We start from the raw sequence: 26,317 nt of genomic DNA on the forward strand, positions 1-26,317 counted from the left end.
GGCTGCTTGCCGGTCGCCGGACCGCCCGGAGGTGATCCCCTGCCCACCGACAACGCCGAGCGGTCCCGGATCATCGAGGCCGCCTATCGTTGCCTCGCCGACAGCAACGGCGGCGGCGTCTCCGTCAACGGAATCCTCACCGCGGCCGGCCTGTCGACCCGCGCCTTCTACCGTCACTTCGACTCCAAGGACGGGCTGCTGCTGGCGATGTTCCGGCGCGACAGCGGACTGGTCCACGACGAGCTGACCGCCGTGGCCGCCACGGCGCCGGACGCGCGCGAGGCGCTGCGCCGCTGGATCGAGGGGTATCTCGGCCTGACCGCGGAGCCGTACCGGTGCCGGATCCTGACGCTGGCGTCGGACGAGCTGCTGCGCACGAGCGGCTACGCCGCGGAGCGCGCCCGCGCGGCGCACCACCACCGGACCGCGATCGCGGAGCTTCTGGCGCGTGGCCGCCGGGACGGCACACTGCCGCTGGCCGACCCGGAACCGGACGCGAGGACGATCCTGGCAGCACTGTCGGGATGGTTCCAGTCGTTGATGCTGGGCACGTCCGAGACGACAGCGGAGTCGGCGACCGCCGAGCTGACGGCGTTCGTCTTCCGGGCACTGGGCGCCCGTCCCTGACACGGTCCGCCCGCGCCCGACCCGCCGCATGTGGCCAGAAGGCGACAGCACCCGCTAATGTCTGCGGGCGTGACAGCTCGGTACAAGATGTTGGCCGATGTCCTGCGGCAACGGATCAGCTCCGGCGCGCTCGCGCCCGGGCGGCGGTTGCCCAGTGCCGCCGAGCTGGCCTGGGAGCACGACGTCAGCCGGGACACCGCACTGCGGGCCATGGCGACCCTCCGGGCCGAAGGGCTGCTCTTCCTCGCCCCCGACAACTCCATCCGCGTCGGGCCGTGCCGCACCCGGACCGTCCGCGACCGGACCGCGCCCAGCGCGACGGTCGTCGACGTGCCGGCGCATGCGGTGATCAGCGCCAGGATGCCGACGCCCGGCGAGCGCGAGACGCTCGCGCTCGCCGAGGGCACGCCCGTCCTGGTCGTCCGCATCGGCGACGTCGAGGAGGTGCACCCGGCCGACCGCACGACCCTCCGCAGGGCTAAGGGCTAGCGGGTCCGTCAGGCTGCCACGTGGTCGACGACGACCACCGTCACGTTGTCGCGGCCGCCGGCGACGACCGCACGCCGTACCAACTCCTCGGCCGCCTGGACGGGGTCCTCCTGTTCGGCGAGGACCGCCGCGATGTCCCGGTCGCCGAGCTCCAGCGGCAGGCCGTCGGAGCAGATGAGGTACCGCTCCCCGGGCACCGCCGGCAGGACCCACAGATCCGGCTTCGGGCCGGGGATCGTGCCGAGCGCGCGGGTGATGACACCCCGGCGCTGGGTCAGGGCCTCGGGCGCCACGTGATCGACGGTGAGCTGTCCGAGCTCGCCGCGCACGAAGCGATACACGCGGGAGTCGCCGATGTTGAAGACGACCCAGCACTCCTCCCCCTCGACCGTCGCGAGGCTCAGCCCGGTGACGGTGGTGCCCATGCCGCCGAGCGAGGGATCCTCGACCGCGGCGGCGAGGATGTCGTCGTTGGCGCGGGCGAGAGCGTCGCGCACGTCCAACGGGTCCCGGTCGCGCACCTGGTCGAGGCGGCGCAGCGCGGTGACGGCGAGGTCGCTCGCCACGTCGCCGCCCGCGTGGCCGCCCATGCCGTCGGCGACGGCCCAGACGCCCTCGCCGACGAGCGCGCTGTCCTCGTTGCGCCGGCGGATCTTGCCGACGTCGGTGGCCGCTCCGGCCCGAATGGTCGCCATCACACCCCTACCGGTTGGGCGAGCAGTTCGACGATGCGGGCGACGAGCGCCTCGCGGGTGACCCGGCGAGTGGCCTCCGGGCGGTCGAGATGGTCGCGGGCGTCGGACACGAACCAGACGCCGCCGCGGCCCCGGGCGACGGCGAGGCCGCCGGCGGCCGTCCGCACGAGGACGGTCCCCGTGCACAGGTCGAGGAAGCGCAGGACGGGCGCGGAGACCGGCTCGGCGGCGTCGATCAGCTCGACGTTGAACAGCCCGTAGGAGCCCGGGTAGACCGCCAGGCGGGCATCGGCGCCGCTGAACAGGTGCACCACGACCGGCCGGTCGCCGATCCAGCCGGCGGCCTCGGTGGTGGTGTGGCAGGTGGCCAGCGCGTCCGCGGCGGCAGAGACCAGCTCGCCGGGGACGACCCGCTGCCCGTCGAGCCGGCACAGGCCGCGGGCCAGCAGCGCGGCCACCCCGGCGGCGACCACGATGTCGGTGGCCACGCCGGGCTGGAAGTTGAGCCGGCGGCGCACCGGGTCGAACTCGGGCGCGCGCCGGTCCGCGCCTCCGGCGGCGGTACGCAGGACGAACTCCAGTTCCGCGAACGTCAGCGTCGTCAGATGATCGGCCATGGCCGCAGATTGCTCCTTCAAACCGCTGAGACTACCGGGAACCCGAACGATCTTTCAGAGCGGGTCCGCTTCCTCATATCGGGCATATCGGCAGGTTTCCGTCGTACTTCAGTTTCGCAAAGGTCCGGCGGCCGCCGGCCGATCGGTCGGTCGTGCGGACCGACGCTGGTAGCCGGGCCTGGCGACGACGCTGGGTGGGTGCGGCGCTGGTGCTCACCGTCCTGTTCGCCGGCCTCGGCCTGTCGGCGGGCGGTGCCGCCGTCGTGAACCGGGTCGAGCAGCGCTCCGCCGCGCAACTCATGGACCGCTACGCCGAGGACGTCAGTGCGGCGGTCATCCAGCAGGTGGACCGGTACGGCGACACGCTGGCGGACCTCGCCGCCGCCATCGGGGCCCGGCCGGACGTCACCGCGGCCGACTTCGCGGCGATCTCGGCGGGGCTCAACTGGGACCGGCTGCCGGGCGCCAGCGGCGTGGCGTTCGCCGTGCCGGCGGCCGACGCCGACCTGCCGTCCGTGGAGTCGTACTGGCGGGACAAGGGCGTCCCGACGCTCGCGCTCGCCCCGATCGGCACGGGCGTCGAGCACGCTTTCGTGATCTTCTCGCGGCCGTTCGACGGCGTCGCCGCGGTGCCGGGCCGCGACCTGAGCCAGGTGCCCGAGGCCACCGCCGCGCTGCGGATGTCGCGCGACAGCGGGGAGTTCACGATCAGCCGCGCGTACGTGCTGCTGAAGGACCGCGCGCTCCCCGCCGATCAGCAACAGATGTCCTTCACGCTCGTCGTGCCGGTCCACGACCACGCGAGCGGGCGGTTCCGCGGCTGGGTCGTCATGGGCCTGCGCGGCGGCGACTTCCTCAACGAGACGCTGCGGACCCGCGCGCAGGGCGCGGTGCGCATCCTGCTCACCGACCGCTCGGACGGGACGGCCCGGGTCGTGGCGAGCGTGTCGGCGGGCACCATCGCCGGCGACGACCCGGGCAACCGGCAGCGGATCGTGACGGTCGGGCAGCGGCACTGGGAGCTGTCCCTGTACCCGACGGACCGGCTCCTCAACGGCGCCGACCGGCGGATGGCCCTGCTCACGCTGAGCGCCGGGGTCGTCATCACCTTGCTGCTCACCGCGCTCGTCGCGATCCTCGACGGTGCGCGGAACCGGGCGATGGCGCGGGTCGACGACGCCACCGCCGCGCTGCGCAAGGACATCGAGCGGCGGCAGGAGACCGAGGCGCGACTGCGGGAGCGCGAGCACGAGCTGCAGCACCTGGCCTTCCACGACCCGCTGACCGGGCTGGCCAACCGCGTCCTGTTCTACGAGCGGGTCCAGCACGCCCTGCTCACGCACGCCCGCGAGCGGCACAGGTTCGCCGTGCTGTTCGTCGACCTCGACGGGTTCAAGCAGGTCAACGACAGCCTCGGCCACGCCGCCGGGGACGACGTGCTGCGCGAGGTCGCCACGCGGCTACGCAACTGCGTCCGGGCCAGCGACACGGTGGCGCGCTTCGGCGGCGACGAGTTCGCGGTGCTCGCCGAGCACCTCGCCACGGAGACGGACGCCCAGGCGACCGCGAACCGGATCGTCAAGGTCGTGGCGAAACCGTTCGAGCTGTACGGCACGCCGGCCCACATCTCGGCGAGCGTCGGGGTCGCGCTGAGCGGCGCGGGCGACGCCGACGAGATCCTGCGGGAGGCGGACGAGGCGATGTACCGGGCGAAAAGCACCGGCAAGGGCCGCTACGTCCTGGCCGGCGCCGGCCAATGTTGACCTTGGTAGCTGCCGGCGGCCGGGACCGCTTGCCCAGCCCGGGAACGCGCCGCCCCGGGCCGGCGGCGACCACGAGCGGCGGACACCGCTCCGGCGCGGCCCGGTCGCGCGCGCCCGCCTCCACGACGAGCCGGCGGGCGACGCGTCACCGTACGGCAGGCGTAGCCCGGGGTACGCGGCCGGGCGCAGGGTACCGTCTCGGGCGTGCTCATCCTGTTGCCGCCGTCCGAGGGCAAGGCCGCCGCCCCGCGGCGCGGCGGCCCCGTGGACCTCGACCGGCTCACCGCGCCCGGGTTGCGCGCTGCCCGCGAGGCGGTCCTCGACGACCTCGTCAAGATCAGCGTCGACCCCGCCGCCGCGCTCGACACGCTGGGGCTCAGCCCGGGGCAGGTCGCCGAGGTCGAGCGCAACACGCGCCTCCGCGACGCGCCGGCGCTGCCGGCCGGGAAGCTCTACACCGGGGTGCTCTACGACGCGCTGGACCTCGCCTCGCTGCCCGTGCCCGCCAAGCGCCGCGCCGGCAAGCAGGTGCTGATCTTCTCGGGGCTGTGGGGCGTGGTGGGCCTGGGCGACCGGATCCCGCCGTACCGCTGCTCCGCCGGTGTCCGCCTGCCCACCGTCGGCCCGCTGACCGGCCACTGGAAGGCGGCGCTCGCCGAGCCGCTGCGCGAGCTGGACGAGTCGCTGGTCCTCGACCTGCGCTCGTCCGCCTACGCCCCGATGTGGGCGCCGCGCAACGCGGTCACGGTGCGGGTCCTGCACGGCGGCAAGGTCGTGAGCCACTTCAACAAGGCCACCAAGGGCCGGATCGTGCGCGCCCTGCTGCTCGCCGACGCGCGCCCGAAGACCCCGGCGAAGCTCGCCGACACGCTGCGTGAGTTCGGGTACCGCGTGGAGGCGCACCGGCCGCACCAGCTCGACGTCGTAGTAGAAGCGTTGTAGGTTCGCCGTTTCGCTGCGCCCCGGCCGTACCGTCGGGGAGGGTCGGAACCGTGGACAGTCAACCCGGCGTCACGCGCCGTAGCGTACTGACCGCCGCGGGCCTCGCCGCCGTCTCCGGCGTCACGCCGACGGACCCGGCCGCCGCACCGGCGGCGCCGCTGCGGCCGGTGAGCATGGCCATGCACATCCACGGGCCGTTCAGCGAGGGCCTGGCCAGCTACTCCGCGCATCTGGCCCAGGCGCGCCGGCACAAGGTCGACGTGGTGTGGTGGACCGACCACGACTTCCGGATCGCCGCCTTCGACCACCGCGGGGTCGTGCACTTCGACGCCGCCAGGGAGCCGGAGAAGGGGCTGGACTGGACCTGGGCGAAACACACCGAGGGCGTGCTCGACTCGTCCGTCGCGGAGTTCGTGCCGGCGCCGCGGTCACCGCAGGACGGCGGCGGGAAGGCGCTCCGGCTCGCGGCCGCCGGGCCGGGGATCCTCTGGTATCAGGGCACCGCCTGGAACTCGACCGCCAACGCCTGCATCGCCGACACGACGATCACGCTCGACGTGCTGCCGGAGGTGCTCCCCGCCGACGGCGAACTGTGCCTGGACGTCCAGTTGTCGCACCACCCCGCCGGGGAGGGCCGGCCCGCGGGGGTGCTCCACATCCGGTACCGCATCGGGCTCTTCGAAACGCCCGGCCACAGCGCGAGCGGGACCGCCGGCACGGCCTGGCTCCCCGCGAAGGCCGGGGCCTGGCAGCGGTTCACGTTCGTCCCGCGCGACGACGTGTCGCGGCTGTGGCCCGGCGTGGTGCCCGGCGACAACGCGCTGACCGGCCTGCGGATCGGAGTCCGCCGGGCGCGGTTCGTCGTCGACCGGCTGACCTTCGACCGCAGCCGCCGAGCCGGCCAGGCGGGCGAGGAACTGCGCGCCGAGGTGATCGCCGCCGCCGGCCGGGCCTACCCCGACGTGACGCACTTCCGCGCGATGGAGATGTCGCTGGTACGGCACGTGAACTGGTACGGCGGCGACCAGACCCTGCCCGCGTTCCCCAGCCCGCCGGTACGGGACAACGACGTCCGCCGGACCGAGTCGATGGTCCGCTTCCTGCATGCGCACGGCGGCATCGCGTGCTGGAACCATCCGATGGACGTGGCGAAGCGGGACGAGCTCGCCGAGCTGATGCTGACCCGCGACGCCCTCGGCGCCGACCTCGTGGAGATCGGCCGCAAACCGCTCGACGACCTGCTCTGGGTGCTCGACGTGGCGGCCCGCAACGCGCTCTTCGCCACCGCCGTGGGCAGCAGCGACGACCACGACGCGATCGACTGGCTCACGAACGAGGAGCACTTCGTCACGTACGTCTGGGCGAGCTCGAAGGCGCGGTCCGACCTGCTGGCGGCCCTGCGCGCCGGCGCGGCCTGGTTCACCGACCTGGCCCGCTATCGCGGCACGCTCGACCTGCGGATCGGCGGCGTGTCGCAACTCGGCACGGTGCGGATCACGAGGTCGCCGGTGACCGCCGACGTGGTCGCCACCGGCCTGCCGAGGAAGGCGGTCGCGGAGATCGTGACAGGGCTCGCCGACGAGGCCGGCGCCGTGCCGTCGACGACGATCTCGAAGGGCCGGTCGGTCACCGTCCGGCCGGGGCATTACGCGCGGGTGCAGGTGCGCCTGGCGACCGGCGAGATCGTCGGGGCGTCGAACCCGCTGTGGGTGCTGGCGAAACAACCGAAACGCCCGGTCCCGGCGATCCGGAAACGGGCGTGATCTGCGAGAGCGGACGACGGGATTCGAACCCGCGACCCTCACCTTGGCAAGGTGATGCGCTACCAGCTGCGCTACGTCCGCACTGAATGAGCACTTTAGCGCATCGAGCACACGCCCCCCGCACCGGGCCGCCACCCGTTAGCGTGACGTTTCGTGAGGCTGGGTCTCCTTGTGCTGTCACTCGGGCTGGCGGGCTGCTCCGCCCCGCCCGCCGCTCCGTCTCCCGCACCCTCGTCGATCGCACCGCCGGCCTCCCCGGCCGCCCCGTCGCCGGCACCGGTCGACCTGCGGCTCGCGTTCGCCGGCGACGTGCACTTCATGGATCGCACCGCGGCCCTGCTCAAGAACCCGGCGACCGCCTTCGGCCCGATCGCGCCCACGCTGGCCGACGCGGACCTCACGATCGTCAACCTGGAGACCGCGATCACGTCGCGCGGCACGCCGGAGCCGAAGACGTACCACTTCCGGACCACGCCGGTCGCGATCGACGCCCTGAAGGCCGCCGGGATCGACGCCGTGAGCATCGCCAACAACCACACCCTCGACTACGGTCGTGTGGGGCTCCTGGACACGCTGGACGCGCTTTCCGCGGCCTCCTATCCGGCGTTCGGGGCCGGCCGGAACGCCGACCAGGCGTACGCACCCTGGATCACCACCGTCCGCGGCGTCCGCGTCGCGGTCCTCGGCTTCAGCCAGGTCAACGAACTGGCGTCGAGCTGGGCCCCCGGCCCGGACCGGCCCGGCGTGGCCATGGCGTTCGACACCACCCGGGCGATCGCCGCCGTCACCGCCGCCCGCCGCCAGGCCGACCTGGTGATCGTGTTCAACCACTGGGGCGACGAGGCCAGTAGCTGCGCCAACAGTGCCCAGAAGACCTTCGCCGGCAAACTGGCCGCGGCCGGCGCGGACGTGATCGTCGGCGCCCACGCACACACCTTGCAGGGCTCCGGCTGGCTGGGCAGCACGTTCGTGGCGTACGGGATGGCAAACTTCCTCTGGTACGGCACGTCGAAAAGCACCGAGACCGGCGTCCTGCGCCTGACGGTCCGCGGCCGCTCGGTCGTCGGCACCGAGTTCCTGCCCGCCGTGGTCTCGGACACCGGCCAGCCCAAACTCCTGACCGGCCCCGCCGCGACCAGACTCAGTCAGCGATACGCCAGCCTGCGCACCTGCGCGGCCCTCTCCCCGCCCCCTTCCGCACCGCCAGCTCAGACCCCGTGACGCGCCGAATCCGGATACCGGTTTGGCATGGGGGTTGGGGGTCGGCTAAAGTTTGCATCCGTCGCCGGGAGTGGTTCGGCCCGACGGTGCGGACGTAGCGCAGCTGGTAGCGCATCACCTTGCCAAGGTGAGGGTCGCGGGTTCGAATCCCGTCGTCCGCTCGGGGTAGTCACCACGGTGGGGTGGCCGAGAGGCGAGGCAACGGCCTGCAAAGCCGTGTACACGGGTTCAAATCCCGTTCCCACCTCGAGAGGCCACACCAACTGTGGGGCACTCAGCAAGGGCGATTGGCGCAGTGGGAGCGCGCTTCCTTGACACGGAAGAGGTCACTGGTTCAAACCCAGTATCGCCCACCAGCTCAGAGGCCATGTCGAACGATCGACATGGCCTCTTCTCGTTGGTGCGTGACTAACTGAGTGACTGAGCACGTCAAGGCGATCCAACCGTCCGGCCTGGGACCGCGATCCGGGACTGGCCAGGACAGCCCTAGCAACCGCATGGGTGGCCAGGCGAAGGAGTATCCCGCCTGACGGACGCCTAGCTATCGCAGGACGGTCGAATCGGCCGTAGGGGCTGTCCGAAGCCCAGGGGGTCGCGGGTCGGCTGCAGCCACACGTTCGATCACGGAGGTGAGGTACAGATTGCAATGCGGCCACGCGTGCGGCACCATATGGCTCCAGGTGCGCCAGCAGCGCGTCGAAGCCCGGGAGTTCGATGGCAAACGGCCGAGTCGCGAAAGAACTTCAATTGAGTGGGGAAGACGTCGTCATCCCCACTAGTGGCGTTCCTGAGGGCGTCGGAGTCGTCGTGCCCACACGCACACTCCTAGACGGAGCCTACGAGCCAGCAAAACTGGCATTCGCGCGAGCAGTTCAAGCTTATGCGGACAAACTTGCGATCGAGAGCGCGAACCAGGAAGCGTCAGAGAGGGCTCCTGGTGCTAACAGCACCGAAATCACAGAGTCGGCGGTCATTCGGGCACAAGAGGCGCTTGATAAAAAGGTGGCGTTACAGGTTCGGAAACGAAACCCGCTCGACCCCTATGCATTGGCCGGGAGTCCCATCTTTGCCGGCACTACAGGCGTTATGGGTAGCTTTCTGCACAGCCTGGTACAGGTCATTGTGTTCAGCACCCTCGCCGTGATTGCGATTGCTTGCATCCTCCACCTTGCCGTGAGGAGGATGCGATGAACCGGACGGTGCGACGTGTGCTCCTGGCCGTTGCCTTTGTGGTAGCGACCACGGCGGTCGGTGTGGCCACAAACTACGCCACCGGCGCAAGGCTTGACGATTGGGATAAGGCTGCTAGCTGGGTGAGCGCCGGGGTTGCGACAGCCTCGCTTCTCGTGGCCGCTTTTTCCGGGTTTTACGCTCAACGCGCGCTCAACACCGAGGAAAGGGCGAGGGTTACACGCGAGCAACTCGCGTTCACGCTCATTCGCTCATTCGCGGCAATTGAGCAAGAAGCGTTGGATTATGGAAAGCGAAGTGTTGGCCGTACTGATCGCCCACTTTCTTTGCGTGAGGTGCGAGCACTCATGGCCAACTCGGAAGTATGGAATGATCAGGATGAGATTGGCTTCGACCTCGCAACAAGGACGAGAAATTCGATCGTTCACGGCGATCTGGAAAGCGTCGAGATCCTTGACTTGAGGTATGCGAACGGAAAAGCACAGCACTTGCTAGAAAAGATTAGGAGCGCAACTCGTACCAGTACGTAGCGGGGTGGCGTGGACGATCCCGGCGGATGGAGGGCCTGCCGAACTTCGGGCAGGCCCTCCATCGTTTCGTTGACGGGCTACGCCTTGCCGAATAGCTCGTCCATAGCCACCGCCCCGCTGAGGATCACGGGTCGGAGTTGGTGGCGGTAGACCGCTTCGGTGACCCGTGTGCCGGCGTGGCCCATCAGGTCGGCGATGTCCTCGATCCGCATTCCCCCGCTGGACAGCAGCGACACGAAGCTGTGTCGCAGTTCGCGCGGCGTCCATTCGGCCGCGTCCAGTCCGGCCTTGCGCGCGACGGCCCGGAAGCCGCGCCGCACGTTCGCCGCGTCCAGCTCGGCGCCGCTCAAGGTGGCGAACACGAGATCATCGCCACCCGTGCGCGTCTGCCGTTCGCGGTGTTGCTTGAGCGCTGCGACACAGCGGGTCGGCATGGCCAGTGTCCGCCGCGACTTCTTGGTCTTGGTGTCGCCACCGACCCGGACGGACCGCCACACCTGAATGGAGGGCGGGACCGGCGGGTCGGCGTCGGCCTGGCCGACGAGGTCGACGTGCGACCACCGCAGCGCCCGCAGCTCCTCGGTGCGGGCACCGGTGAGCAGAGACATCACGATGTAGGCGTGCAGCTGCGATCCGACGGCAGCCTCCAGCAGCGCCCTGGCCTGATCGAGCGTGAGCGACTTCGACGGGCGGCCCGGCTGCCCTGTCGGAACGCCACAGAGCACCACCACGTTGCGCTTCACCTTGTCGCGGGCCATTGCCCTGGTTACGGCGCGGTTGAGGAAGTTGTGCAGGTTCTGCAGGGTGCTGGTGCTCAGCAGCTTGGCCTTCGCGGCGAGCCACCGATCAACGTCAGTTGCGGTCAACTCCCGCAACTTTCGGGCGCCGAGGTCCGGAATCACGTGCCCCTCGCACAACGCTCGGATCTTGTTCACCGTGCTCGGCGCCCGTCCGGTCAGGCCGTAATCCAGCCAGTCCTTCACCGCGTCTGCGACGGTGAAGTTGGCCGGCGCGATCGTCAGGCCATCCTCGTGGTCGCGCAGTACCTCCTTGAGCTTGTTCCGTGCCTCGGTCTTGGTCTTGCCGCTGCCCTTCCGGGTGATCCGCTTCCCCGCCGGCGTGTAGCCGATCGTGATCTCGGCGATGAAGCGCTGCCGCTTCTCGTCCCAGTACAGGGAGCCCTCGCCGCGTCCCCGCCGTACCGTCATCGGTTCGCCTCCCGCTCCAGCAGCGCGACGTACTCGGCGATCGCGCCGTCCGGCACCAGGCGCGTGCGGCCCTGCTTGACGGTGCGCAGGCGGCCGGCGCGGATCTGCTCGTAGATGACGGTCCGGCTGATGCTCAACAGTTCCATCGCCTCGGGGATCTTCCACAGCGCCTTCCGGGTGGCGACGGTGGTCACGCGGTACCTCCAACACGTCGGCGGGCAGGGGTAACCGTCCCATCCGTACCAAGCTCGTTTTGGCTGCTCAAGGCCGGTACGGATCGGTTTGGCGGTACGGTTCGATCCGTACCGGGGTCGGCATCCGTACCGGGGCTGACCTGCGAAAACGACGCTGGTACGGATGGGACGGATTGGGTCGGGCAGTAGCGCTGCCACGCGTCGGTGAAGGCGTCTCGGTGGTAGCCCTTGGCCTGCCCGACCGGGAAGCGGATCGTGGCCGAGCTGATGCCGAACTCCCGCAGCAGGTCGCCGAGGCGCTTGCCGGTCAGCCCGGCCGGGCCGGAGCCTTGCCAGGGTGCTTCGTCGTCGGCGTTGAGCGCGGCGAGCAGCTCGGCCGTGGTCGCGGCGGCCGGGTCGCCGAGCGTGGTGAACGCGGCCCGGATGTCGGTCAGCAAGCGGATGCGGGTCGACACGTGCCCGGTGTCCTCGGCTTCGGCGGTGAGCACCGTCGCGGCGGTCCGGCCGCGTGCCGGCCAGCTGCTGCCGGCGAGGTCGGCAACCGCGATGAGCGGTTCCCAGGTGTCGGCGGCGCGGTCCTCGAGCGGCATGACCGGCTCCGCGCGTTCGAGGGTGTCGAGATGCCCCCGCAGCCAGGTGAAGAGATCGGCGGCCACCTTGCGTAGTGCCGGGCCGTCGCGGCGGTGCCGGTACGGCGCTACCGTCTCCCCCGCCGTACGGCGCCGCATGCGGACGACGACGGCGCGGTCTTCGATGGTGTCGGGCATGGCGCCAATCCCGGCGAGCGCGGCCATGGCGAACGTCGGGATCTTCTCCAGCCGGTGCGTGTTGTTGTCCCACCGGATCGCGGGCCGGTTGCGCTGGTGCCCGGCGTTGAGCAGACCGCGCAGGTCATCGTTCGCCTCGGCGTTCTTGCCGCCGAAAATGGTGTCCGCCTCGTCGACGAGCAGCGTCGGCGGCTCATCGGTACCGATCGCGCGGTACACGGCGGCCGGTGAGGCGTTGACGGTGATGAGCGGGTTGCAGCTGGTGCCTTCCACGATGTCGAGCAGCCGGGACTTACCGCAGCGCTTCTCCGGGGCGCGGATGACCAGCCGCGGGGCGTGCGCCCACGCGGGCTGCGCGTGCGTGGCGGCGATCCACAGCGTCACGGCGTCGACCGCCTCGGGCGAGGGCAGCACGACGTAGCGGGTGAGGGTGGCGTGCAGCTGGTCGAGGATCGCGGCGCCGTTGGCCGGTTCAGGTGCGCGGGTCACGCCGGGACTCCTTCGTCGCGGAAGCCGCCGAGGATGGCGGCGCGGGTGTCGCGTTCGGTCTGGCCGGCGGCGAGGCCGACGTCGGTGAGTGCGGCCATGGCGTCGGCGAGGGAGAGCGCGTCGGCGGCGACCATGCGGGCCACACCTCGGGCGCAGCCGTAGAGGGTGGCGCGGCGGCGGCCCTTCGGTGCGCGGCGGACGCTGTCGAGCAGTGCGTCGAGCAGCGCGTCGGGTGATGAGATGCCCCCGCCCCACGTCGTGCTCGGCGGCCTGGTCGTGCTCGGCACGGCCGGCGGCGGGTAGCAGGCGGCGATGAGGGGCGGGGGCATCTCGACCACCGGCCGGGTGTCCAGCCATCGGTACGGACGGCCGGTACGCGGGTGCACAGATGGCGGCGCGACCACGTACCCGCCGTCGCCGCGCACGTCCACCCCGGCGTCAATGCGTCCCTGGCTGCACGGGACGGCCGATCCGGGGTGGCGGTAGTACAGGTGCCAGCCGCCGCTTCCGGTGACGACACAGGCCGTCTCAGGCATGACCACCGGGTCGACGCGGCCACCGTGCGCCGGGTCGATGTCGATGACGACCAGACCGGAGACAGCGCCGGTGCGTACGGCGAGCATGCCACCGGGCTGCGCGGCCATCATCGCGGCGATGCGGTCCGGGTCGGTGGTCGCGGCGTAGAGCCCGTGGCACAGCAGGCAGGCGCATGCCTCGCGGTCGTGGTCGCTGCCGGCGTTGTGGCAGGCGTCGCAGTTGGCGACGGGGCGCTTGGTGCGGCCGAGCAGGAATACGGGCCAGCCGCGCCCGGCAAGGTCGATCGCGTTGCGCAGCAACGCTTGCCTGTCAGTACGAAGTTCCATTGTGGACACCTCCTGGTCGTGGGTCAGGCGGCCGTGCGCGGTGCGGCGCCGGCGCGGGTGGCGCGGCGCAGGACCGTGTGCAGGTCGGCGGCGAGGGTGAGCAGCTGCGCGCGGGCGTGCGGCTCGGCGTCGGCGAGAGCGACGGTGAGCGTCACCTCGGCGTGTTCGCGGCCGTCGCGGCCACGGACGCGGGTGAGCAGCGCGCGGCCGTAGCCGGGGATGTCGACGGCGAGCGGGTCAGCGCGGTGCTCGCCGAGGTTGCAGCGGTGGCCGGCGGCGCACCAGCCGGGGTGCCGGTCGAGTGCGACGCTGCGGCGCACGGTTCGGGCGTTCATCGGTTGCCGCCCTTGTCGTGCAGGGCGCGCAGGCAGTTGAGGGCGCGGCGGCCGGGTCGCAGTTGGCGGCCGGTGCCGTCGCAGCGGCGGCAGATGCCGAACGCCCGGCCACCGAACAGGGCGCGGCGCTTGCCGTCGCCCTTGCAGCGGCGGCACGGGACGAACGGCCAGAGCCAGCACGCCAGCAGATAACCGAGCGTCACGACGATCAGGGCGAAGACGAGGAGTCCAGCGGCGGCCGGGTGGCCGGTAGCGGTAGCGGCGAGCGGGGTCACGTGGGTGCCTCCAGGGCCGGTTTTTGGGTACAGGGGGCCGCTGGCGCTACCCGCTACCTCGATCGGTAGGGGCTGGCCAGGGCGGTAGCGGTTGGGGTAGCGGCGGCGCTACCGGTAGCAGCGCCGCCGCTACCGGTCAGGCGCTCTTGCGGCGTTCGATCGCAGCGTCGACGTCGGCGAGCCGGGCGCCGCGCAGGACCTCGCCGCGGACCTTGACGTTCACGCTTGGTACACGATCGCGGAGCTGTGCCGAGATGGCGTCGGCGGTGATGTCGGCGTAGTGCTCGGGCATCTGCTCGGCGAGCCGGGCGGCGATGACCGGCCAGTGCAAACCCTTCTCCCCCGCCAGAAACACGGCGCGGACGTCGGCGAGCGTGTCGCGCACGTCGCGGGTCACGGTTTCGCCGATCGCGGCGCCGGACAGCGTGCCGGCCGCTTCGCGGTGCTTACGGGCGGCGGTGAGGATGCGCTCGGCGTCGCCGTGGTCGGCGAGGTGCGTGCGGACGGTGGGGGTGTCGTCGGCGGCGCCGTAGAGGTAGCCGACGCCCCGGTACTGCGTGCCGTTGGGCAGCGCCGAGGCGTCGAACCCCTCCGCGTACGCCTCCCCGCCGAGGATCGCCTCCGAGACCAGGCGGTTGCCGCACTTGAGGGCGAACCGCACGGCGTGGTTGTCGCGGTAGCGGTTGAACAGCCGGCCCACGTCCCCGGCGCCGACGCCGGAGGGCTTCTGGCTGGAGGACAGCAGGATCACGCCCGCCGAGGGGCCGACGGCCATGATGAAGCTGAGTAGGGCGGCGATTTCCTTGTTCTGATCCTGGCTGTCCAGCTCGTAGTAGACCTGGAACTCCTCCATGACCAGCAGCCACACCCGCAGCTGCGGGTACTTGCGCGACAGCTCCCGCGTGATCTTCCCCTCGGGGCACTCGGCGGTGGGGAGCTTGGCGAGGAAGTCGTTGACCTCCTGGATGTGGGCCTTGACCTCGCGCAGCACCTCGAGCAGATGGTCGACCGGGTTGTCGTCGCGACTGTTGGGCACAGTGCCGAACACCATCCGGTGCGCGACCAGGCGGAACTTGTCCCAGTCCGGCGACATCTTGCCGTCGACCACGATGATGCGCACGTACGGGTCCAGCGCCGCGTACAGGGCCAGCAAGCGGGCGGCGAACGTCTTGCCCTTGCGGGGCTGCGCACCGACCAGCACCGAAATCCACATCAGCAGCAGGCCGACCTTCCGGCCGCGCTCATCCAGGCCCAGCGGTGCCTCGGCCCAGATGTCGCGCACCTTGCCGTCCAGTAGCGGCGTGCGGCCGGCCGGGATGGCGAGAGGGTCGCGGTCGGCGACGAACAGCAGGTGCCGCCGGTGCGACGACTGATCCCGGGTGAGGAACACCTGATTGACGCTGACGTCCAGGCCGGACGCGATGGCGCCCTTGGCCTTGAGCACGTCGTCCCACGTCTTGCCGTACGGCAGATCGATCACGACCTGCGAGCCGGTGCCGGTCGTGTCGCGGGACATCGTGGAGCCGAAGGTGATCTGCTGGTTGGGCTTGTCCGGGTGACCGAGGCCGGCGGCGTAGTAGGCGCGCAGGATGATGTCGGGGTTGACGCGCCGGTACCGGCCGGCGACCACGGCCGGGGTGACGATCGGCCGATCCGCCGGACGGCCGAGGTGGGCCAGACCGGGCACGACGACGGCCACGGCGAGCGCGACCACCCACCACGGGGCCATGGCGTAGGCGATCGGCCCACCGATGCCCAGCGCGGCCAGCTCGGCGACGAGCACCGTGCCGCGCCATGCGCGGGTGGCCTTGACCTCGCGGTGCAGCTTGTACCAGGTGGCCGGGTCGTTGGCGTCGGCGGCGGCCTGCCGGAGGCCGTACTGCTCCGACAGCCACCACCAACGCAGCTGCCGACCGATTAGCCGGAACATGCCGACGACGGCCCAGAACGCAGCCTGTAGCGCGTACCAGGGCGAGCGAACCGCGTGGTAGCCCGCCCGGTGCGCCAGGTCCAGCGCGACGTCCCGGACGGTCGCCTTCACGTTCTGCCAGCCGACCAGCCGCGCCGGGATGATCGGACGGCGGCCCTTGCTGTCCGCCGGCGGCGGGTCGACCAGTACGCCACCGGGCTGCGGCTCCTCGTCGAGCGCGACGTCGAAGTGTCCGGCAGCCGCGGTGCCGCGCCGGGCGCGGGCCGCGCCGAGGTCCAGCACCTCAGCGTCGCGGCCGTCCAGCTCTTGTTCGTACCGCGACCAGTCGACCCCGTTCGGGTCCTCGCGGTCCGGGGTGTTGCTCGTCATGATGGAGGTCTCCTAACTCCTTCGTGGGGACTGGGGACCGGTGCGCGGCCAGGTTCCTAGGCCATGGGGCCGCGCACCGGGCGGCGCTACTCGTGGTTGGCGTGGATCAGGTGCGCGAGGGCCGCGCCCATGCCGAGCACGGCGACGGGCAGGCAGGCAACCGCAGTGGTGATCCACCAGGGGGCGTGCGTGATTCCGGCGGCGGTGAGCAGGTGGTAGGCCACCTGTCCGGCGCCGCCGAAGATGAGGGAGCCGATCGCCGAGGCTCGGGCGAACCGGCGCGCGGCGGCCGGGGCGGTCCCGGCCAGCCACACCGAGAGCGCGTAGGCGGCGTAGGTCTCGACGCCGATCGGCAGCGTGATAGCCGTGTTGATCGACAGGTCATCGGCGATGCCGGGCAGCGGATGGACGACGCCGAACCCGGTGAGTTCGCCGAGGCCGACCCACCCGGACCAGATCGCCACGAACGCGGGCAGCGCGAGCAGCCACACCGGCCACGAGCGCGGCTTGCGCACCGGCGCCGGAACGTTCTCGGCGGCCGGGGTGGTGATGTTGGTGTCCGGGTGTCCGTCACCCGTGGCCTGCGGCGGCGCCTCGGGCGCCGGGTCGACCGGCACGGGATCGGTGCTCGGCGCGGCCGGGGTGGGGTCGGCGATCGGCGCCGGGTCCGGCGCGACGTCCGGCAGGGTCGGCAGGCTCGGCGCGGCGGCCGGGGCGGCGACGAACTCGGCAGCCTCCAGTGCCTCGCGCAGCGCGGTGGCCTTCGGGGCGCCGATCTTCAGCTCCTTCATGAGCCGGTTGCGTGAGGGCGTCTGGCCCAGCGCCTCGGCGAGTGCACGAGCGCGGGGCAGCAGCTCGGCGAGGTCGAACGGGTACGCGCTCGGCGCGGTCGTCGTAGTCATGCGGCAACTCCGTCCAGCTTGATCGTGGTCATGCGGGCAACGGCGTCGTAGCTGGTGTGCAGGCGGCGGGCGATGTACGTCGGCCCCATGCCTCGGCTGCGGAGGCGGGACACGGCGACTGCGAACTCGGCGGCGGTCAGCTTCACCCGCTCGCCACGGCACGCGAGGTCGACGGCGATCTCGTCCACGTACGTCGGGTCGGGCCTCAGTTCGCGCGGCAGCCCGCACTCGACGGCAAAATGCTCGTCGTCGCGGATCGCCCGTTCCCAGCAGGCGCCGCACGCGCCGGACCCGGCGAGCGGCGAGCGGTGCGCGGCGCAGTTGCGAGCGGCGACATCCGCCAGGACATGCGTGGGGCCGAAGTGCACGGCAGCGGTCAGCAGCGGGGTGAGATGCCCCACCCGCGCGCTGCGGTCGGACTGTGCGATCACTGGCGGACCTCCGTCTAGGTTCGGCGCTATACAGCGCCAGTGCTGTATTCGTGGTTACGACCGTACAGCGCCAGTGCTGTATTCGCAACGGCGTCGATGTGCCATCACCAGGTGGTTTCGTTGACCGCGCCGGATCGGCCGGCGTCCTGCAACCAGCAAACCCCACCGCGAGCAGCGCGGGCAGGGTGTGAACCGGGTACGTCGTGGCACTCGATTCACACCCTGTGTGAATCGACTTATGGCTCTATCCTCAGCGTTACGGCGCACCTACCCTGCGGGCATGGGGGAGGCGAATCTGCTGCTTGCTGCGCTCATCGATCGCGCCGGACTGTCGAACGCGGGCCTGGCACGGCGGGTCAACCTCCTCGGCGCCGAACGCCGGCTCAGCTACGACCACGCCTCGGTCGCACGCTGGATCCGCGACGGCGCGATCCCCCGCGACCCCGGACCGGACCTCATCTGCCAAGTCATCGGCGACGCGCTGAAGACAACCGTCACCCGCGCCGACATCGGCATGGAACGCCGGCCAACCGCCACCGCGAGCGTGCCGCTCCCCCAGCTGGTCGAGCGCGCCACAGCACTGTGGCGCGGCGATCAGCGCGACAAGGCGGCCGGGCCGCCGGCCACCGGGGCGGATGCCGTCGCGCCGGTCTGGGAGTGGGAGAACCCGCCCGACGATGTCGACGTGGCGCGCGCCGGCCGCCGCCACGTCGACGCGGCCGACGTACAGCGGCTGCGCCAGCTGCGCGCCCGCTATCAGGAGATGTACCGGCGAGTCGGCGGCGTACCGACCCGGCCGCGCCTGGTCGCCGCGCTCAACGAGCACACGGCACCGCTACTGCGCGATGCCTACGACAACCGCGTCGGCCGGGAACTGTTCCGCGCCGCCGGCGGCCTCGCCGCACTGGCCGGCGTCTGCGCGTACGACGCCGATCAGCAGGGCCTCGCCCAGCGGTACCTCTTCGGCGCGCTGCGCATGGCGAAAGCCAGTGGTGACAAGCGATTCGGCGCCTACGTGGTCGCGCTGCTGAGCACGCATGCATTGCACGGCAACCAGCCGCGACTCGTCGTGCAGTACGCCGAAGCAGCACTCCGCGCGGCGCGGGGGCATCTCACCCCGGCGCTCGCGGCGGACCTGCACTCATTGGCGGGCAAGGCGTACGCCCGGATGGGTGACAGCGACGGGTGCCAGCAGCACATGCGCCAGTCCGAGCTCGTCGCCGCGCGCATCGACCTGAGCGACGAACCGGCCGAGGCGTCGTATGTCCAGCCGGGGCTTGTGGAGACGCAGGTTGCCGAGGCGCTGCGGCGCCTGGGTGACTTCGGCGCGGCGCAGACGTACGCCGAAGAGTCCGTGCGCATGGCGGCCGGGACGCATCTGCGCGGCCGGGTCCACCGGTACGCCGGTCTGGCGCTCATCGTGGCCCAGCGCGGCGATGTCGACCAGGCCGTGCACGTGGGTACCCAGATGCTCGAGTACGCCGAGGGCATGGAGTCCGGCCGCATCCGCGACCGGGTCGCGCAGGTCGCGGCGGCGCTGCGACCGCACGCTAGGGTGCCGGTGGTGGCGGAGTTTCTCGAACGGGCCGACACCGACACCCAGCTGAGGGGGTTCTGATGCGCTGGCAGGTCAACTCCGAACGGACGCTCTACCGCGACCAGTGGGTACACGTGCTCGCCGCCGACGTAGAGCTACCGGACGGCAGGCACCTCGACCACCGGCTCATCCGCAGTGCCCCCGGCGCCGGCGCCGTGGTGGTGGCCGATGGCAAGGTGCTCCTGCTGTGGCGCCACCGGTTCATCACGGACACGTGGACGTATGAGATCCCGGTGGGCGCGGTCGGTGACGACGAACCGGCCGCCGCAGCTGCCCGCGAGGTCGAGGAAGAGACGGGATGGCGGCCGGGGCCGCTGCGCCCGCTCATCTACACCCAGCCGTCCCCCGGCCTCATGAACTCCGAACACCACATCTTCCGCGCCGATTCGGCCGAGTACATCGGCCCCCCGGTCGACGGCTTCGAGTCCGAGCGCGTCGAGTGGGTACCGCTGGAAGAAATCCGCCGCCTGATCGACAAACGCGACATCGTGACCGGGACAACGCTGGTCGCGCTGCTCTACGTACTGGCCAACGCAGGCCGGTAGGCCGCTACGCCGTTGGGCGGCGCGGCCTGGTCTCGGCCCAAGCCTTCACCGTGGCTGGCCGCCACACCGGCGACCGGCCGAACTTCCGCTCAGGCTGCGGCGCCTGCTGACGCGCCACGTAGGCCGCCCACGTGCTGCGGGTAATGCCAAGGAAGCGGGCGCAGTCCTCGGCCGTCCACCAGTCGGCAGGCAGATCCACACGCTCATTCATCGTGTACACCGTACGACACCGCCTGGGCAGCCATGTGGTTGATCATCGAAGGATAAGATCTTTGCCGAAGAAAAGCGGTCGGCCACACTCGGATAAGTAGCTCGTACCGTGCAATAGCGACTGTTCGAATAGGGCCATACCGCTACTTCCTATTTCTATTCTTCCCAGGTCGTGTTGCCCCTGGCTTCGCGCTATCAATGCCAGGAATGCCAGTGATCGCAACATACGGCAATGCCCAGATCAGGTACCTCTTTGCCGGATTTGTTACCACAGCATCCCACAGTGCGTCAGAGTATTGGTCTTCGGTAAGGGCGAATCCTAGGAAACCGACACATGCAACAGTAGACAATAGAGAGGCAACCGCAACATAGGGCCCCAGAGGAACCGCAACGATCCAACCAAAAATATCAACCTTACCCAGACTCACGGACTGCTTCGCCCACTCTTCCGCCAAACCCCGCGGCACCGCCGCCCATGCGATTAGATAGATGAGTATCCACAGCGCCACGGAGATTCCGAAGAGCAGCGACAGGAATCGCCGCACGGCCAGCCATTTGAACCGTCGGCGCATTACATCCGAAAGGTCCGCGACTCTTGAATCATTCCTGGATATCTCGTAGGCCTTCGAAAGGAGGCGATCGACGGCCGCTTCATTTCCGTCGAAGACTTCGGGTTTCCTGCGGAATCCGCGTAATTCCTCGAAAACGCCAGTAGGCGCCTGTTGCGCGGCTTCAACTGCGGGAGTAACGCCGCGCAGCACTGACAGGAGGTCGAGGCGGAGGAGTCGAAGTATAAACAATGCCGCAAGAGGAACGGCTGATATGCCGGCAAGGAAGACGATACGAGAGTCGGCGGCCGATGCAAGCCTCCAAGGGTCTTCGGTCAAGAGTGGCAGCAGAACGATAATAAGTGCAAGCGGAATGAAGAAGGGAACGTGAGAGGAGAGTTTAATTGCCCGATAAGCCCATCTGACGCCGACCACAATAACGAATGGCAGGATTCCGCACAGGAGCAGTCCACCCCGGTCTCCGGTTACATTGAGGTAGACGACAACTGCACACCATACAATGAGATACGAGGCATATCCGATCGAATTAATGAATCCCCGAAGCTGCGCCAGACCGACCCAAATGAGTAGGGAGATGAAGACCCCAATTACCGTAGGCCAGAAGCCCCACCCCAGCCGAAATACTGCAAAGAAGGTTAGTCCAACCATTACTGATAACAGCAGGTTCTGACTGATTCGGCTCGCCGCTTCAGAGTGGTCGGAGGGCTCCTCCTTGCATAGTTTCCCAAATCCATCCCTTCGAAGCGCTCTGGACAACAGTTGCCTTAGTGTCACAGACGTAGCTTCCACTTGGGTGCTTTGCACCATTTCCCCCACATTGCCCACTTTCGACGACTGCTGAGCGGCGTCGGATACTACCGCCGATTTCGCACTCGCCGGGGGAATTCACGTCCGACTTTCGGGCAGCGTCGGTAACCCAACGGGTTCCGTGTAGACGCCAGCGGAAGCAAACGGCACGCACAGGCAGGAAGCGAGTGACAAAGTGAGTGACAACCAACCCGCACGACGGCGCGCGACCGTGAACGCCAGCGGACTGTTCGAGCAGCTCAGTCCGCACGCGATACCTGATCAGCTAGAGTCGATCATGCCTTGACACGGAAGAGGTCACTGGTTCAAACCCAGTATCGCCCACCACCGCTCAGGCGCAGTCTGCTCACAGGCTGCGCCTGTTCGCTGTTTCGCGGTGGAATTCTCCGCGCTCGCTTCGCTCGCTCCAGGCGGGGGGGCTTCGCCACCCCGCACCCCCCTGCCGCACTCCGTGCGGCGCTGGCTGCGCTCCGCTCGCCAGGCCACCTCGGCCAGCCATCGGGAAGGCGTGTCGCAGGTCGCCATCAGGATGTTCGTCAATCGTCACAGGGCCTCGGCGTGGTGTGCGAGATCGAGACGTGACTGCCCGCCGGGAGGCCGTCGAAACGGTTCGGATCAGGGCGGCGTGCGGCAGCAGGCGGCGAGGGTCAGGTGATGGGGAGTTCGAGTACGTGGACTCGTTTGGTGGCGCGGGTGAGGGCGACGTACAAGTCGCGGAGGCCGGACCGGCGTTGGGCCTCGATGGCGGCGGGATCTACGACGATCACTGTGTCGAATTCGAGCCCGCGGGCGTCGGGGGCCGCGACGATGACAGCGCCGGTGCTGTCGAGCGTGGCGGTGAGGTCGGTGATGCGTTCGGCCGGGCCGATGACGCCGACGAGCTCGTCCGGATGGGCATGGTTCACCTGCGCCACCAGGTTACGGGCGACGGTGAGGACGTCGGTATCGGTCACGGGGGTGGTGCGCGAAACCTCGCCGTGTCGGATCGAGCGGGACGGTTCCTGCCCGGGTGCGATCCGGGCGAGCAGAGGAGCGGCCGAGTCGAGGATCTCGGCGGTCGTGCGGTAGTTGACGGTCAGGGTGTGGCGGTCGAACCGGTCCTCGACGAACGGCCGTAGAGCCTCGGACCATGACCGGACCGTTGTCGCCGCTCCCGCTTGCGCGAAGTCGCCGACGATCGTCATGGACCGTCCCGGGCAACGGCGCATGAGCATCCGCCACTGCATCTCGGACAGCTCCTGCGCCTCGTCGACGACGATGTGGCCGTACACCTCATTGGGCGGTCCTTCGATCAGAGCCCGCGTTTCGTCGAGCAGTGCCAGGTCGGCGGCGGTGTATCCGGCACCGCTACGGTGCGCCAGGAGTGTGGCCTCGGCGGCCGGCAGGGAGGGTAGGTGGGACATCAGTGCCGACGTGTCGGTGAGGAACTGCTCAAGTGCTTCGGTGGCACGTAGCCGGGGCCAGACCGTGTCGACGGCGAGGTCGACGTCGGGGTCGTCAAGGAGCCCGGCACGGATGCCCTCCGCATCGAACTCGGGATGCCCGTCCGGGGCGGGTGTGTGGTCGAGGCCCAGCGACCGGAGATCGTCGGCGACCGCCTGGTCCAGGTCGATGTCCAGGATGGCCGCGACCTCGGCGTCCATGTCGTGCAGCGCATCGGTCGTGCGTTTCTCCAGCAGGTTCACGATGTCATCGACCACCTGCTCCTTGAAGAGCTCGCGGGCCGGGTTGTGAGCGAGCCCGCTGCGGACGGCGAAGCGGTGGGCGGCGTCCACCAGTTCCGGCTCCAGCACGAACGTGTCCTGCCCGGTCTCGACCTCGAGCGGTACGCCGCGTGGCTGGCGGTCACGAACCCACCGGGACAGCGCCACGGCAAGGTGCGCCTGTCCTTTGATCCGGGCGACGGACTCGGACTCGGTTGCCGTGGGGGCGAGGCCGACGAGGTCGGCCGAAGTGGCCATGTGCACGTCGTTCTCCCCGAGCGACGGCAGCACCTCGCAGATGTAGTCGAGGAATCGCCGGTTCGGGCCGAAGATGAGTACACCTCGTCCGGCGAGGGCTGTGAACGCGTACAGAACATACGCCGCGCGGTGCAGCGCCACGATCGTCTTGCCCGTTCCCGGGCCACCCTCCACGACGGTCACTCCTCGATGCGGCGACCTGACGATCACGTCCTGTTCGGCCTGCAGCGTCGCCACGGCCTCGCGCATCCGGCCGGTCCGTGCCCGCCCCAGCGCGGCCATCAGCGGCCCGTCCCCGACAATGTCCTGTGATGTCGGCGTCGAGCCGTCGAGAATCTCGTCGGTGATTTCGACGACTCTCCTGCCATCCAGGCGCAGGTGCCGACGCCGCCGCAGTCCCATTGGGAACGCCAGCGTGGCCGCGTAGAACGGGCGGGCCGCGTCCGCACGCCAATCCACCAACAGGGCGTCACCGTCTGCGGAGCGCAGCCCGACGCGGCCGACGTGCACCGACCCGCCTGCTGCGCTGTCGATCCGGCCGAAGCACAAGGAGCGCTCGGCAGCGCGCAGCTCACCGACGACGCGCGTGAGCCGGGCAGCCTCGACATCGCGCAGGTACAACTGCTCGGCGCTCTCGGGCGTGGTCGCGAGGACCGCGCTGTGGGCGGCGATCGCGTCCGCGACGAGCACACCGACACGCTCGTACATCGCGTCCACGATCCGCCGCTCGAGGTCGACCTGTTGCGCAACGCCGCCGTCCACCCGCATTCCGGATGCTCCTTCCCACCGACGACCCAGTATGCAAAGGAAAAGAGCCAAAAAGTAAGGCTTGACTTACTTTTGGGCGTCAGCCGGGCCGCGACGCGGCGAAGTCCGTAGGTGGAACCGGGTTGAGCATCGGGCTGTTCTCGTTCGTCTCCATCAACCGGCGGGGCGTTCCGGCCGGGCGACTCCATGATCATGGGAAAGATCTGGCTATCGGGGCAGCCATATCGTTCCCATGATCATGAGATCGAGCGGCCTGGCGGCGGATTGCGGCGGAACGCGCGCCGGCCGGCGCGCGGCGGCGGCGGCACCTCCGAGCCGGCGACCGAGTTGCCGGTCTTATCCGAGTTGACGAGGGGCTGTCGGGCTGAACTTCGCGGCCTTGCTCGATCGACAAAGAACGCCTTGGCCGTGGCCGGTGCCGGCAGATCGCCTCCGCGACCACGTGCCAGCGTGGCCGGCGAGATCATCTCCGTGGATGAGCTAGCGAATGACATCGCGATCCGCCGCCGGCATGCCGCGACCAGGTGGACGTCACCGCGGCGGGCCGGAGCACGTCCGCACTCGGCCGCGGAGCGCGTCCACGTGCCGCGGCCTCCCGGCACCTCGGCATCAAACGGCGATGCCGCCCAGACTCCGACAGCCGGCGCACGGAGCGACGAGGGGCCCGGTCGCGTACAAATCCGGCCACAGCCTCGATCAGTACGCTTCCGAGCGTGCGAGCCTTTTGGGATGCACTGTGGGCCGGCACGCATCGTCTCACGCTGGCTGAATGGATCCAGATCGTCTCGGCCGTCGGTGCCGTCGCCGCGGCGATCGCCGGTGCCGCGGCCGCCCGGTCGGCGCGCAGGGCGGCCCGCACCGCCGCCCAGCAGTTGCCGGAGTTTCAGAAACAGGTCGAGGTCAGTGCGGCGCAGTCGAGAGCCGCCGACGAACAGGTCGCCCTTGCCCATGAGGCGCTGAACGCCGCCACGACGGCGGTCCGGGAAGCCGCACGTGCCAGGACCGACGAGCGGGCTCCCCTCGTCGTCGCGCTGCTCGAGGCGCCGCAATGGCCCCCGTTGGTCGACACGACGCGCAATCGGATGCCGTACGGGAACGAAGTACGACTGCTCGACCGTCGTTCTGTGTCGCAGGCCGAACCAGCCTCGCCGGCGCGGTCGTTCTCGCGAGGCGGGGAGCGGAATCAGTTGATGTGGTTCCGGACCCGGGGAGTGCTCGTCAACGAGGGTACGACCACCGCCCGCGTGCGACTCGACGACGAGGCCCAGTTCGTGGCGGGCGACAGTCCACTGGTCCGGAACCCGAACATCGTGGTGCCGCCGGCCGTGGGAATCCCCACGAAGCGGGAGCATCTCTTGCGACCGGGTGAGATGGCGCTGTTCGAGTGGGGCGCCGGGCACACGATCGCGGAGTGGGCGGATGCGTGCGAGAAACCCGACCCGCCCAACCCGCGCGGCGCTTGCTTCTTCACGATCACCGTGTTCGACCCGTTCGAGCACGGCACCTTCGATCATATCCACGTCGTCATGGCGGGCCGGCCGATCGTCCCCGTGGACGGTTCCTTCGACGAGGTGGGGCTCGCGACCGAGGAGTCCGAGGCGGCGATGGGAGTCACCATCTTTCCCACGCGGCGCACGTATCGCTCCGACGGTCCGCGCAAGGAGCCGCTCCCCTGGGAGGAAACGTACGCGGCCTGGTGGCGACAGAACGGACGGCGTGCCACGGAGGTCGCGTAGAGCGTCATTTGAGCGGCTGGACGACCTCGATCCGGTCGGCGCCGAAGCGTTCCACCGTGCCGTCGGGCTGGCGGATCTCCACCAGCGGGACGCCGCGGTCCAGGCCGAGCGCCAACCGTTCCGGGGTCGACGGCATCCGGCTGACCAGCCGGCAACCGGCGCCCAGGGAGACCCGCCGCCGGTGCGGCTGCTGGCGCACGAACGACGGTATCCCCCGCCGCGTCACGATCAGCCCCTCCTCGCGCAGGACCGCCAGCGCCCGGCGCAGCGTCATCAGGCTGACCGCATACCGCACCACCAGTTCCGATTCCTTCGGCAGGAACTGCCCCGGCTGGTACGCGCCCTGCTGGATCTGCTCGCGCAGCGCGTCCGCCACCCGCTGGTACAACGCCTGCCCCACCCGTTCGACCGTCATGGCCCAGCATCTTACCCATTCATGTAGCCATATGGCCAATATCGGAGCGCCGACGACAGGGGGCTCGGCCTATGGCCGGTAATTCAGGCGGGAGGTGCCGCCGCCGAG

General features: G+C 70.0%; 25 protein-coding genes and 4 tRNA genes. 13 read left to right on the top strand and 16 right to left on the bottom strand.

What is annotated here, in order from left to right; genetic code table 11:
* Nucleotides 1-6: 6 nt before the first annotated feature.
* Entirely contained in the window at nucleotides 7-627 is a 621-nt protein-coding gene (locus tag Drose_RS29080; protein WP_260724484.1) for a TetR/AcrR family transcriptional regulator, read from the top strand.
* 69 nt (nucleotides 628-696) lie between these two features.
* Complete coding sequence (locus Drose_RS29085) at nucleotides 697-1,116, top strand: GntR family transcriptional regulator (protein WP_260724485.1); 420 nt, start codon at nucleotides 697-699, stop codon at nucleotides 1,114-1,116.
* 8 nt (nucleotides 1,117-1,124) lie between these two features.
* On the opposite strand, the gene Drose_RS29090 is transcribed toward Drose_RS29085, so the two are convergent.
* Both Drose_RS29090 and Drose_RS29095 read right to left on the bottom strand, forming a co-directional pair.
* The gene (locus Drose_RS29090) at nucleotides 1,125-1,811 is read right to left on the bottom strand and encodes a PP2C family protein-serine/threonine phosphatase (RefSeq protein ID WP_260724486.1); all 687 of its coding nucleotides are present in this window, start codon (nucleotides 1,809-1,811) and stop codon (nucleotides 1,125-1,127) included.
* The gene (locus Drose_RS29095; RefSeq protein ID WP_260724487.1) at nucleotides 1,811-2,428 is read right to left on the bottom strand and encodes a hypothetical protein; all 618 of its coding nucleotides are present in this window, start codon (nucleotides 2,426-2,428) and stop codon (nucleotides 1,811-1,813) included. Before Drose_RS29095 ends, Drose_RS29090 begins: the two co-directional genes overlap by 1 nt.
* A 194-nt stretch (nucleotides 2,429-2,622) precedes the next feature.
* On the opposite strand from Drose_RS29095, the gene Drose_RS29100 reads away from it, so the two are divergent.
* The 3 genes from Drose_RS29100 to Drose_RS29110 all read left to right on the top strand — a co-directional run bounded on the left by Drose_RS29100 (nucleotide 2,623) and on the right by Drose_RS29110 (nucleotide 6,896).
* Nucleotides 2,623-4,191, top strand: coding sequence for a diguanylate cyclase domain-containing protein (locus tag Drose_RS29100; protein WP_313899943.1), 1,569 nt, complete (start codon nucleotides 2,623-2,625; stop codon nucleotides 4,189-4,191).
* Between the two features lie 204 nt (nucleotides 4,192-4,395).
* Nucleotides 4,396-5,133 (top strand): YaaA family protein, encoded by a 738-nt coding sequence (locus Drose_RS29105; RefSeq protein ID WP_260724488.1) that lies wholly within the window; start codon nucleotides 4,396-4,398, stop codon nucleotides 5,131-5,133.
* A 50-nt stretch (nucleotides 5,134-5,183) separates the two neighbouring features.
* Nucleotides 5,184-6,896, top strand: a complete 1,713-nt coding sequence (locus tag Drose_RS29110; protein ID WP_260724489.1) for a hypothetical protein — start codon at nucleotides 5,184-5,186, stop codon at nucleotides 6,894-6,896.
* A gap of 8 nt (nucleotides 6,897-6,904) precedes the next feature.
* Here Drose_RS29110 and Drose_RS29115 read toward each other — a convergent pair.
* A tRNA-Gly gene (locus Drose_RS29115) sits at nucleotides 6,905-6,977 on the bottom strand.
* Nucleotides 6,978-7,049: 72 nt separating this feature from the next.
* On the opposite strand from Drose_RS29115, the gene Drose_RS29120 reads away from it, so the two are divergent.
* From Drose_RS29120 to Drose_RS29140, 5 genes are all read left to right on the top strand, one after another.
* Nucleotides 7,050-8,117: a CapA family protein gene (locus tag Drose_RS29120; RefSeq protein WP_260724490.1), complete on the top strand. Its 1,068-nt coding sequence runs from the start codon at nucleotides 7,050-7,052 to the stop codon at nucleotides 8,115-8,117.
* An 88-nt stretch (nucleotides 8,118-8,205) separates the two neighbouring features.
* Nucleotides 8,206-8,278: transfer RNA gene (locus Drose_RS29125), tRNA-Gly, on the top strand.
* A 15-nt stretch (nucleotides 8,279-8,293) separates the two neighbouring features.
* Nucleotides 8,294-8,364 (top strand) — tRNA-Cys (locus tag Drose_RS29130).
* A gap of 34 nt (nucleotides 8,365-8,398) precedes the next feature.
* Nucleotides 8,399-8,473 (top strand) — tRNA-Val (locus Drose_RS29135).
* An 831-nt stretch (nucleotides 8,474-9,304) separates the two neighbouring features.
* The gene (locus Drose_RS29140; protein ID WP_260724491.1) at nucleotides 9,305-9,838 is read left to right on the top strand and encodes a hypothetical protein; all 534 of its coding nucleotides are present in this window, start codon (nucleotides 9,305-9,307) and stop codon (nucleotides 9,836-9,838) included.
* 77 nt (nucleotides 9,839-9,915) lie between these two features.
* Here Drose_RS29140 and Drose_RS29145 read toward each other — a convergent pair whose 3' ends face one another.
* The 9 genes from Drose_RS29145 to Drose_RS29185 form a co-directional block, all read right to left on the bottom strand.
* A complete protein-coding gene (locus tag Drose_RS29145; protein ID WP_260724492.1) occupies nucleotides 9,916-11,046 on the bottom strand; it encodes a tyrosine-type recombinase/integrase in 1,131 nt (376 codons plus the stop codon).
* Nucleotides 11,043-11,192, bottom strand: a complete 150-nt coding sequence (locus tag Drose_RS29150) for a helix-turn-helix domain-containing protein (RefSeq protein WP_260729841.1) — start codon at nucleotides 11,190-11,192, stop codon at nucleotides 11,043-11,045. The genes Drose_RS29145 and Drose_RS29150 overlap by 4 nt, the downstream gene beginning before the upstream one ends.
* 44 nt (nucleotides 11,193-11,236) lie before the next feature.
* Entirely contained in the window at nucleotides 11,237-12,496 is a 1,260-nt protein-coding gene (locus Drose_RS29155; RefSeq protein ID WP_260724493.1) for a DUF3631 domain-containing protein, read from the bottom strand.
* Nucleotides 12,493-13,359, bottom strand: coding sequence for a bifunctional DNA primase/polymerase (locus Drose_RS29160; RefSeq protein WP_260724494.1), 867 nt, complete (start codon nucleotides 13,357-13,359; stop codon nucleotides 12,493-12,495). The genes Drose_RS29155 and Drose_RS29160 overlap by 4 nt, the downstream gene beginning before the upstream one ends.
* 23 nt (nucleotides 13,360-13,382) lie before the next feature.
* On the bottom strand, nucleotides 13,383-13,694 hold the full coding sequence (locus Drose_RS29165; RefSeq protein WP_260724495.1) for a hypothetical protein: 312 nt from the start codon (nucleotides 13,692-13,694) through the stop codon (nucleotides 13,383-13,385).
* Nucleotides 13,691-13,969 carry a hypothetical protein gene (locus Drose_RS29170; protein ID WP_260724496.1) on the bottom strand — a complete coding sequence of 93 codons (279 nt, stop codon included), beginning with the start codon at nucleotides 13,967-13,969 and terminating at the stop codon, nucleotides 13,691-13,693. Before Drose_RS29170 ends, Drose_RS29165 begins: the two co-directional genes overlap by 4 nt.
* Before the next feature lie 136 nt (nucleotides 13,970-14,105).
* The gene (locus Drose_RS29175; RefSeq protein ID WP_260724497.1) at nucleotides 14,106-16,268 is read right to left on the bottom strand and encodes a cell division protein FtsK; all 2,163 of its coding nucleotides are present in this window, start codon (nucleotides 16,266-16,268) and stop codon (nucleotides 14,106-14,108) included.
* Between the two features lie 86 nt (nucleotides 16,269-16,354).
* Nucleotides 16,355-17,170 carry an ABC transporter permease gene (locus Drose_RS29180; RefSeq protein ID WP_260724498.1) on the bottom strand — a complete coding sequence of 272 codons (816 nt, stop codon included), beginning with the start codon at nucleotides 17,168-17,170 and terminating at the stop codon, nucleotides 16,355-16,357.
* Nucleotides 17,167-17,601: a hypothetical protein gene (locus Drose_RS29185; RefSeq protein ID WP_260724499.1), complete on the bottom strand. Its 435-nt coding sequence runs from the start codon at nucleotides 17,599-17,601 to the stop codon at nucleotides 17,167-17,169. The genes Drose_RS29180 and Drose_RS29185 overlap by 4 nt, the downstream gene beginning before the upstream one ends.
* Nucleotides 17,602-17,881: 280 nt before the next feature.
* On the opposite strand from Drose_RS29185, the gene Drose_RS29190 reads away from it, so the two are divergent.
* Both Drose_RS29190 and Drose_RS29195 read left to right on the top strand, forming a co-directional pair.
* Complete coding sequence (locus Drose_RS29190) at nucleotides 17,882-19,219, top strand: hypothetical protein (protein ID WP_260724500.1); 1,338 nt, start codon at nucleotides 17,882-17,884, stop codon at nucleotides 19,217-19,219.
* Entirely contained in the window at nucleotides 19,219-19,743 is a 525-nt protein-coding gene (locus tag Drose_RS29195; protein ID WP_260724501.1) for an NUDIX domain-containing protein, read from the top strand. The genes Drose_RS29190 and Drose_RS29195 overlap by 1 nt, the downstream gene beginning before the upstream one ends.
* 4 nt (nucleotides 19,744-19,747) lie before the next feature.
* On the opposite strand, the gene Drose_RS29200 is transcribed toward Drose_RS29195, so the two are convergent.
* From Drose_RS29200 to Drose_RS29210, 3 genes are all read right to left on the bottom strand, one after another.
* The gene (locus Drose_RS29200) at nucleotides 19,748-19,954 is read right to left on the bottom strand and encodes a helix-turn-helix transcriptional regulator (RefSeq protein WP_260724502.1); all 207 of its coding nucleotides are present in this window, start codon (nucleotides 19,952-19,954) and stop codon (nucleotides 19,748-19,750) included.
* Between the two features lie 142 nt (nucleotides 19,955-20,096).
* The gene (locus tag Drose_RS29205) at nucleotides 20,097-21,278 is read right to left on the bottom strand and encodes a hypothetical protein (RefSeq protein WP_260724503.1); all 1,182 of its coding nucleotides are present in this window, start codon (nucleotides 21,276-21,278) and stop codon (nucleotides 20,097-20,099) included.
* A gap of 698 nt (nucleotides 21,279-21,976) precedes the next feature.
* Nucleotides 21,977-24,058, bottom strand: a complete 2,082-nt coding sequence (locus tag Drose_RS29210; RefSeq protein WP_260724504.1) for a HelD family protein — start codon at nucleotides 24,056-24,058, stop codon at nucleotides 21,977-21,979.
* A 713-nt stretch (nucleotides 24,059-24,771) separates the two neighbouring features.
* Between Drose_RS29210 and Drose_RS29215 the strand changes: the two genes are divergently transcribed.
* Complete coding sequence (locus tag Drose_RS29215; RefSeq protein WP_260724505.1) at nucleotides 24,772-25,794, top strand: hypothetical protein; 1,023 nt, start codon at nucleotides 24,772-24,774, stop codon at nucleotides 25,792-25,794.
* 4 nt (nucleotides 25,795-25,798) lie between these two features.
* Here Drose_RS29215 and Drose_RS29220 read toward each other — a convergent pair whose 3' ends face one another.
* The gene (locus Drose_RS29220) at nucleotides 25,799-26,209 is read right to left on the bottom strand and encodes a GntR family transcriptional regulator (RefSeq protein ID WP_260724506.1); all 411 of its coding nucleotides are present in this window, start codon (nucleotides 26,207-26,209) and stop codon (nucleotides 25,799-25,801) included.
* Nucleotides 26,210-26,317 lie beyond the last annotated feature (108 nt).

The sequence above is a fragment of the Dactylosporangium roseum genome (assembly GCF_025264685.1).
Taxonomy (GTDB): Bacteria; Actinomycetota; Actinomycetes; order Mycobacteriales; family Micromonosporaceae; genus Dactylosporangium; species Dactylosporangium roseum.

Excerpts from the sequence above, each read along its gene's own strand:
- Drose_RS29090 (WP_260724486.1), bottom strand. The coding sequence starts at position 1,811 with ATGGCGACCATTCGGGCCGGAGCGGCCACCGACGTCGGCAAGATCCGC.
- Drose_RS29095 (WP_260724487.1), bottom strand. The coding sequence starts at position 2,428 with ATGGCCGATCATCTGACGACGCTGACGTTCGCGGAACTGGAGTTCGTC.
- Drose_RS29140 (WP_260724491.1), top strand. The coding sequence starts at position 9,305 with ATGAACCGGACGGTGCGACGTGTGCTCCTGGCCGTTGCCTTTGTGGTA.
- Drose_RS29145 (WP_260724492.1), bottom strand. The coding sequence starts at position 11,046 with ATGACGGTACGGCGGGGACGCGGCGAGGGCTCCCTGTACTGGGACGAG.
- Drose_RS29150 (WP_260729841.1), bottom strand. The coding sequence starts at position 11,192 with ATGGAACTGTTGAGCATCAGCCGGACCGTCATCTACGAGCAGATCCGC.
- Drose_RS29160 (WP_260724494.1), bottom strand. The coding sequence starts at position 13,359 with ATGGAACTTCGTACTGACAGGCAAGCGTTGCTGCGCAACGCGATCGAC.
- Drose_RS29165 (WP_260724495.1), bottom strand. The coding sequence starts at position 13,694 with ATGAACGCCCGAACCGTGCGCCGCAGCGTCGCACTCGACCGGCACCCC.
- Drose_RS29175 (WP_260724497.1), bottom strand. The coding sequence starts at position 16,268 with ATGACGAGCAACACCCCGGACCGCGAGGACCCGAACGGGGTCGACTGG.
- Drose_RS29180 (WP_260724498.1), bottom strand. The coding sequence starts at position 17,170 with ATGACTACGACGACCGCGCCGAGCGCGTACCCGTTCGACCTCGCCGAG.
- Drose_RS29190 (WP_260724500.1), top strand. The coding sequence starts at position 17,882 with ATGGGGGAGGCGAATCTGCTGCTTGCTGCGCTCATCGATCGCGCCGGA.
- Drose_RS29195 (WP_260724501.1), top strand. The coding sequence starts at position 19,219 with ATGCGCTGGCAGGTCAACTCCGAACGGACGCTCTACCGCGACCAGTGG.
- Drose_RS29200 (WP_260724502.1), bottom strand. The coding sequence starts at position 19,954 with ATGAATGAGCGTGTGGATCTGCCTGCCGACTGGTGGACGGCCGAGGAC.
- Drose_RS29210 (WP_260724504.1), bottom strand. The coding sequence starts at position 24,058 with ATGCGGGTGGACGGCGGCGTTGCGCAACAGGTCGACCTCGAGCGGCGG.
- Drose_RS29220 (WP_260724506.1), bottom strand. The coding sequence starts at position 26,209 with ATGACGGTCGAACGGGTGGGGCAGGCGTTGTACCAGCGGGTGGCGGAC.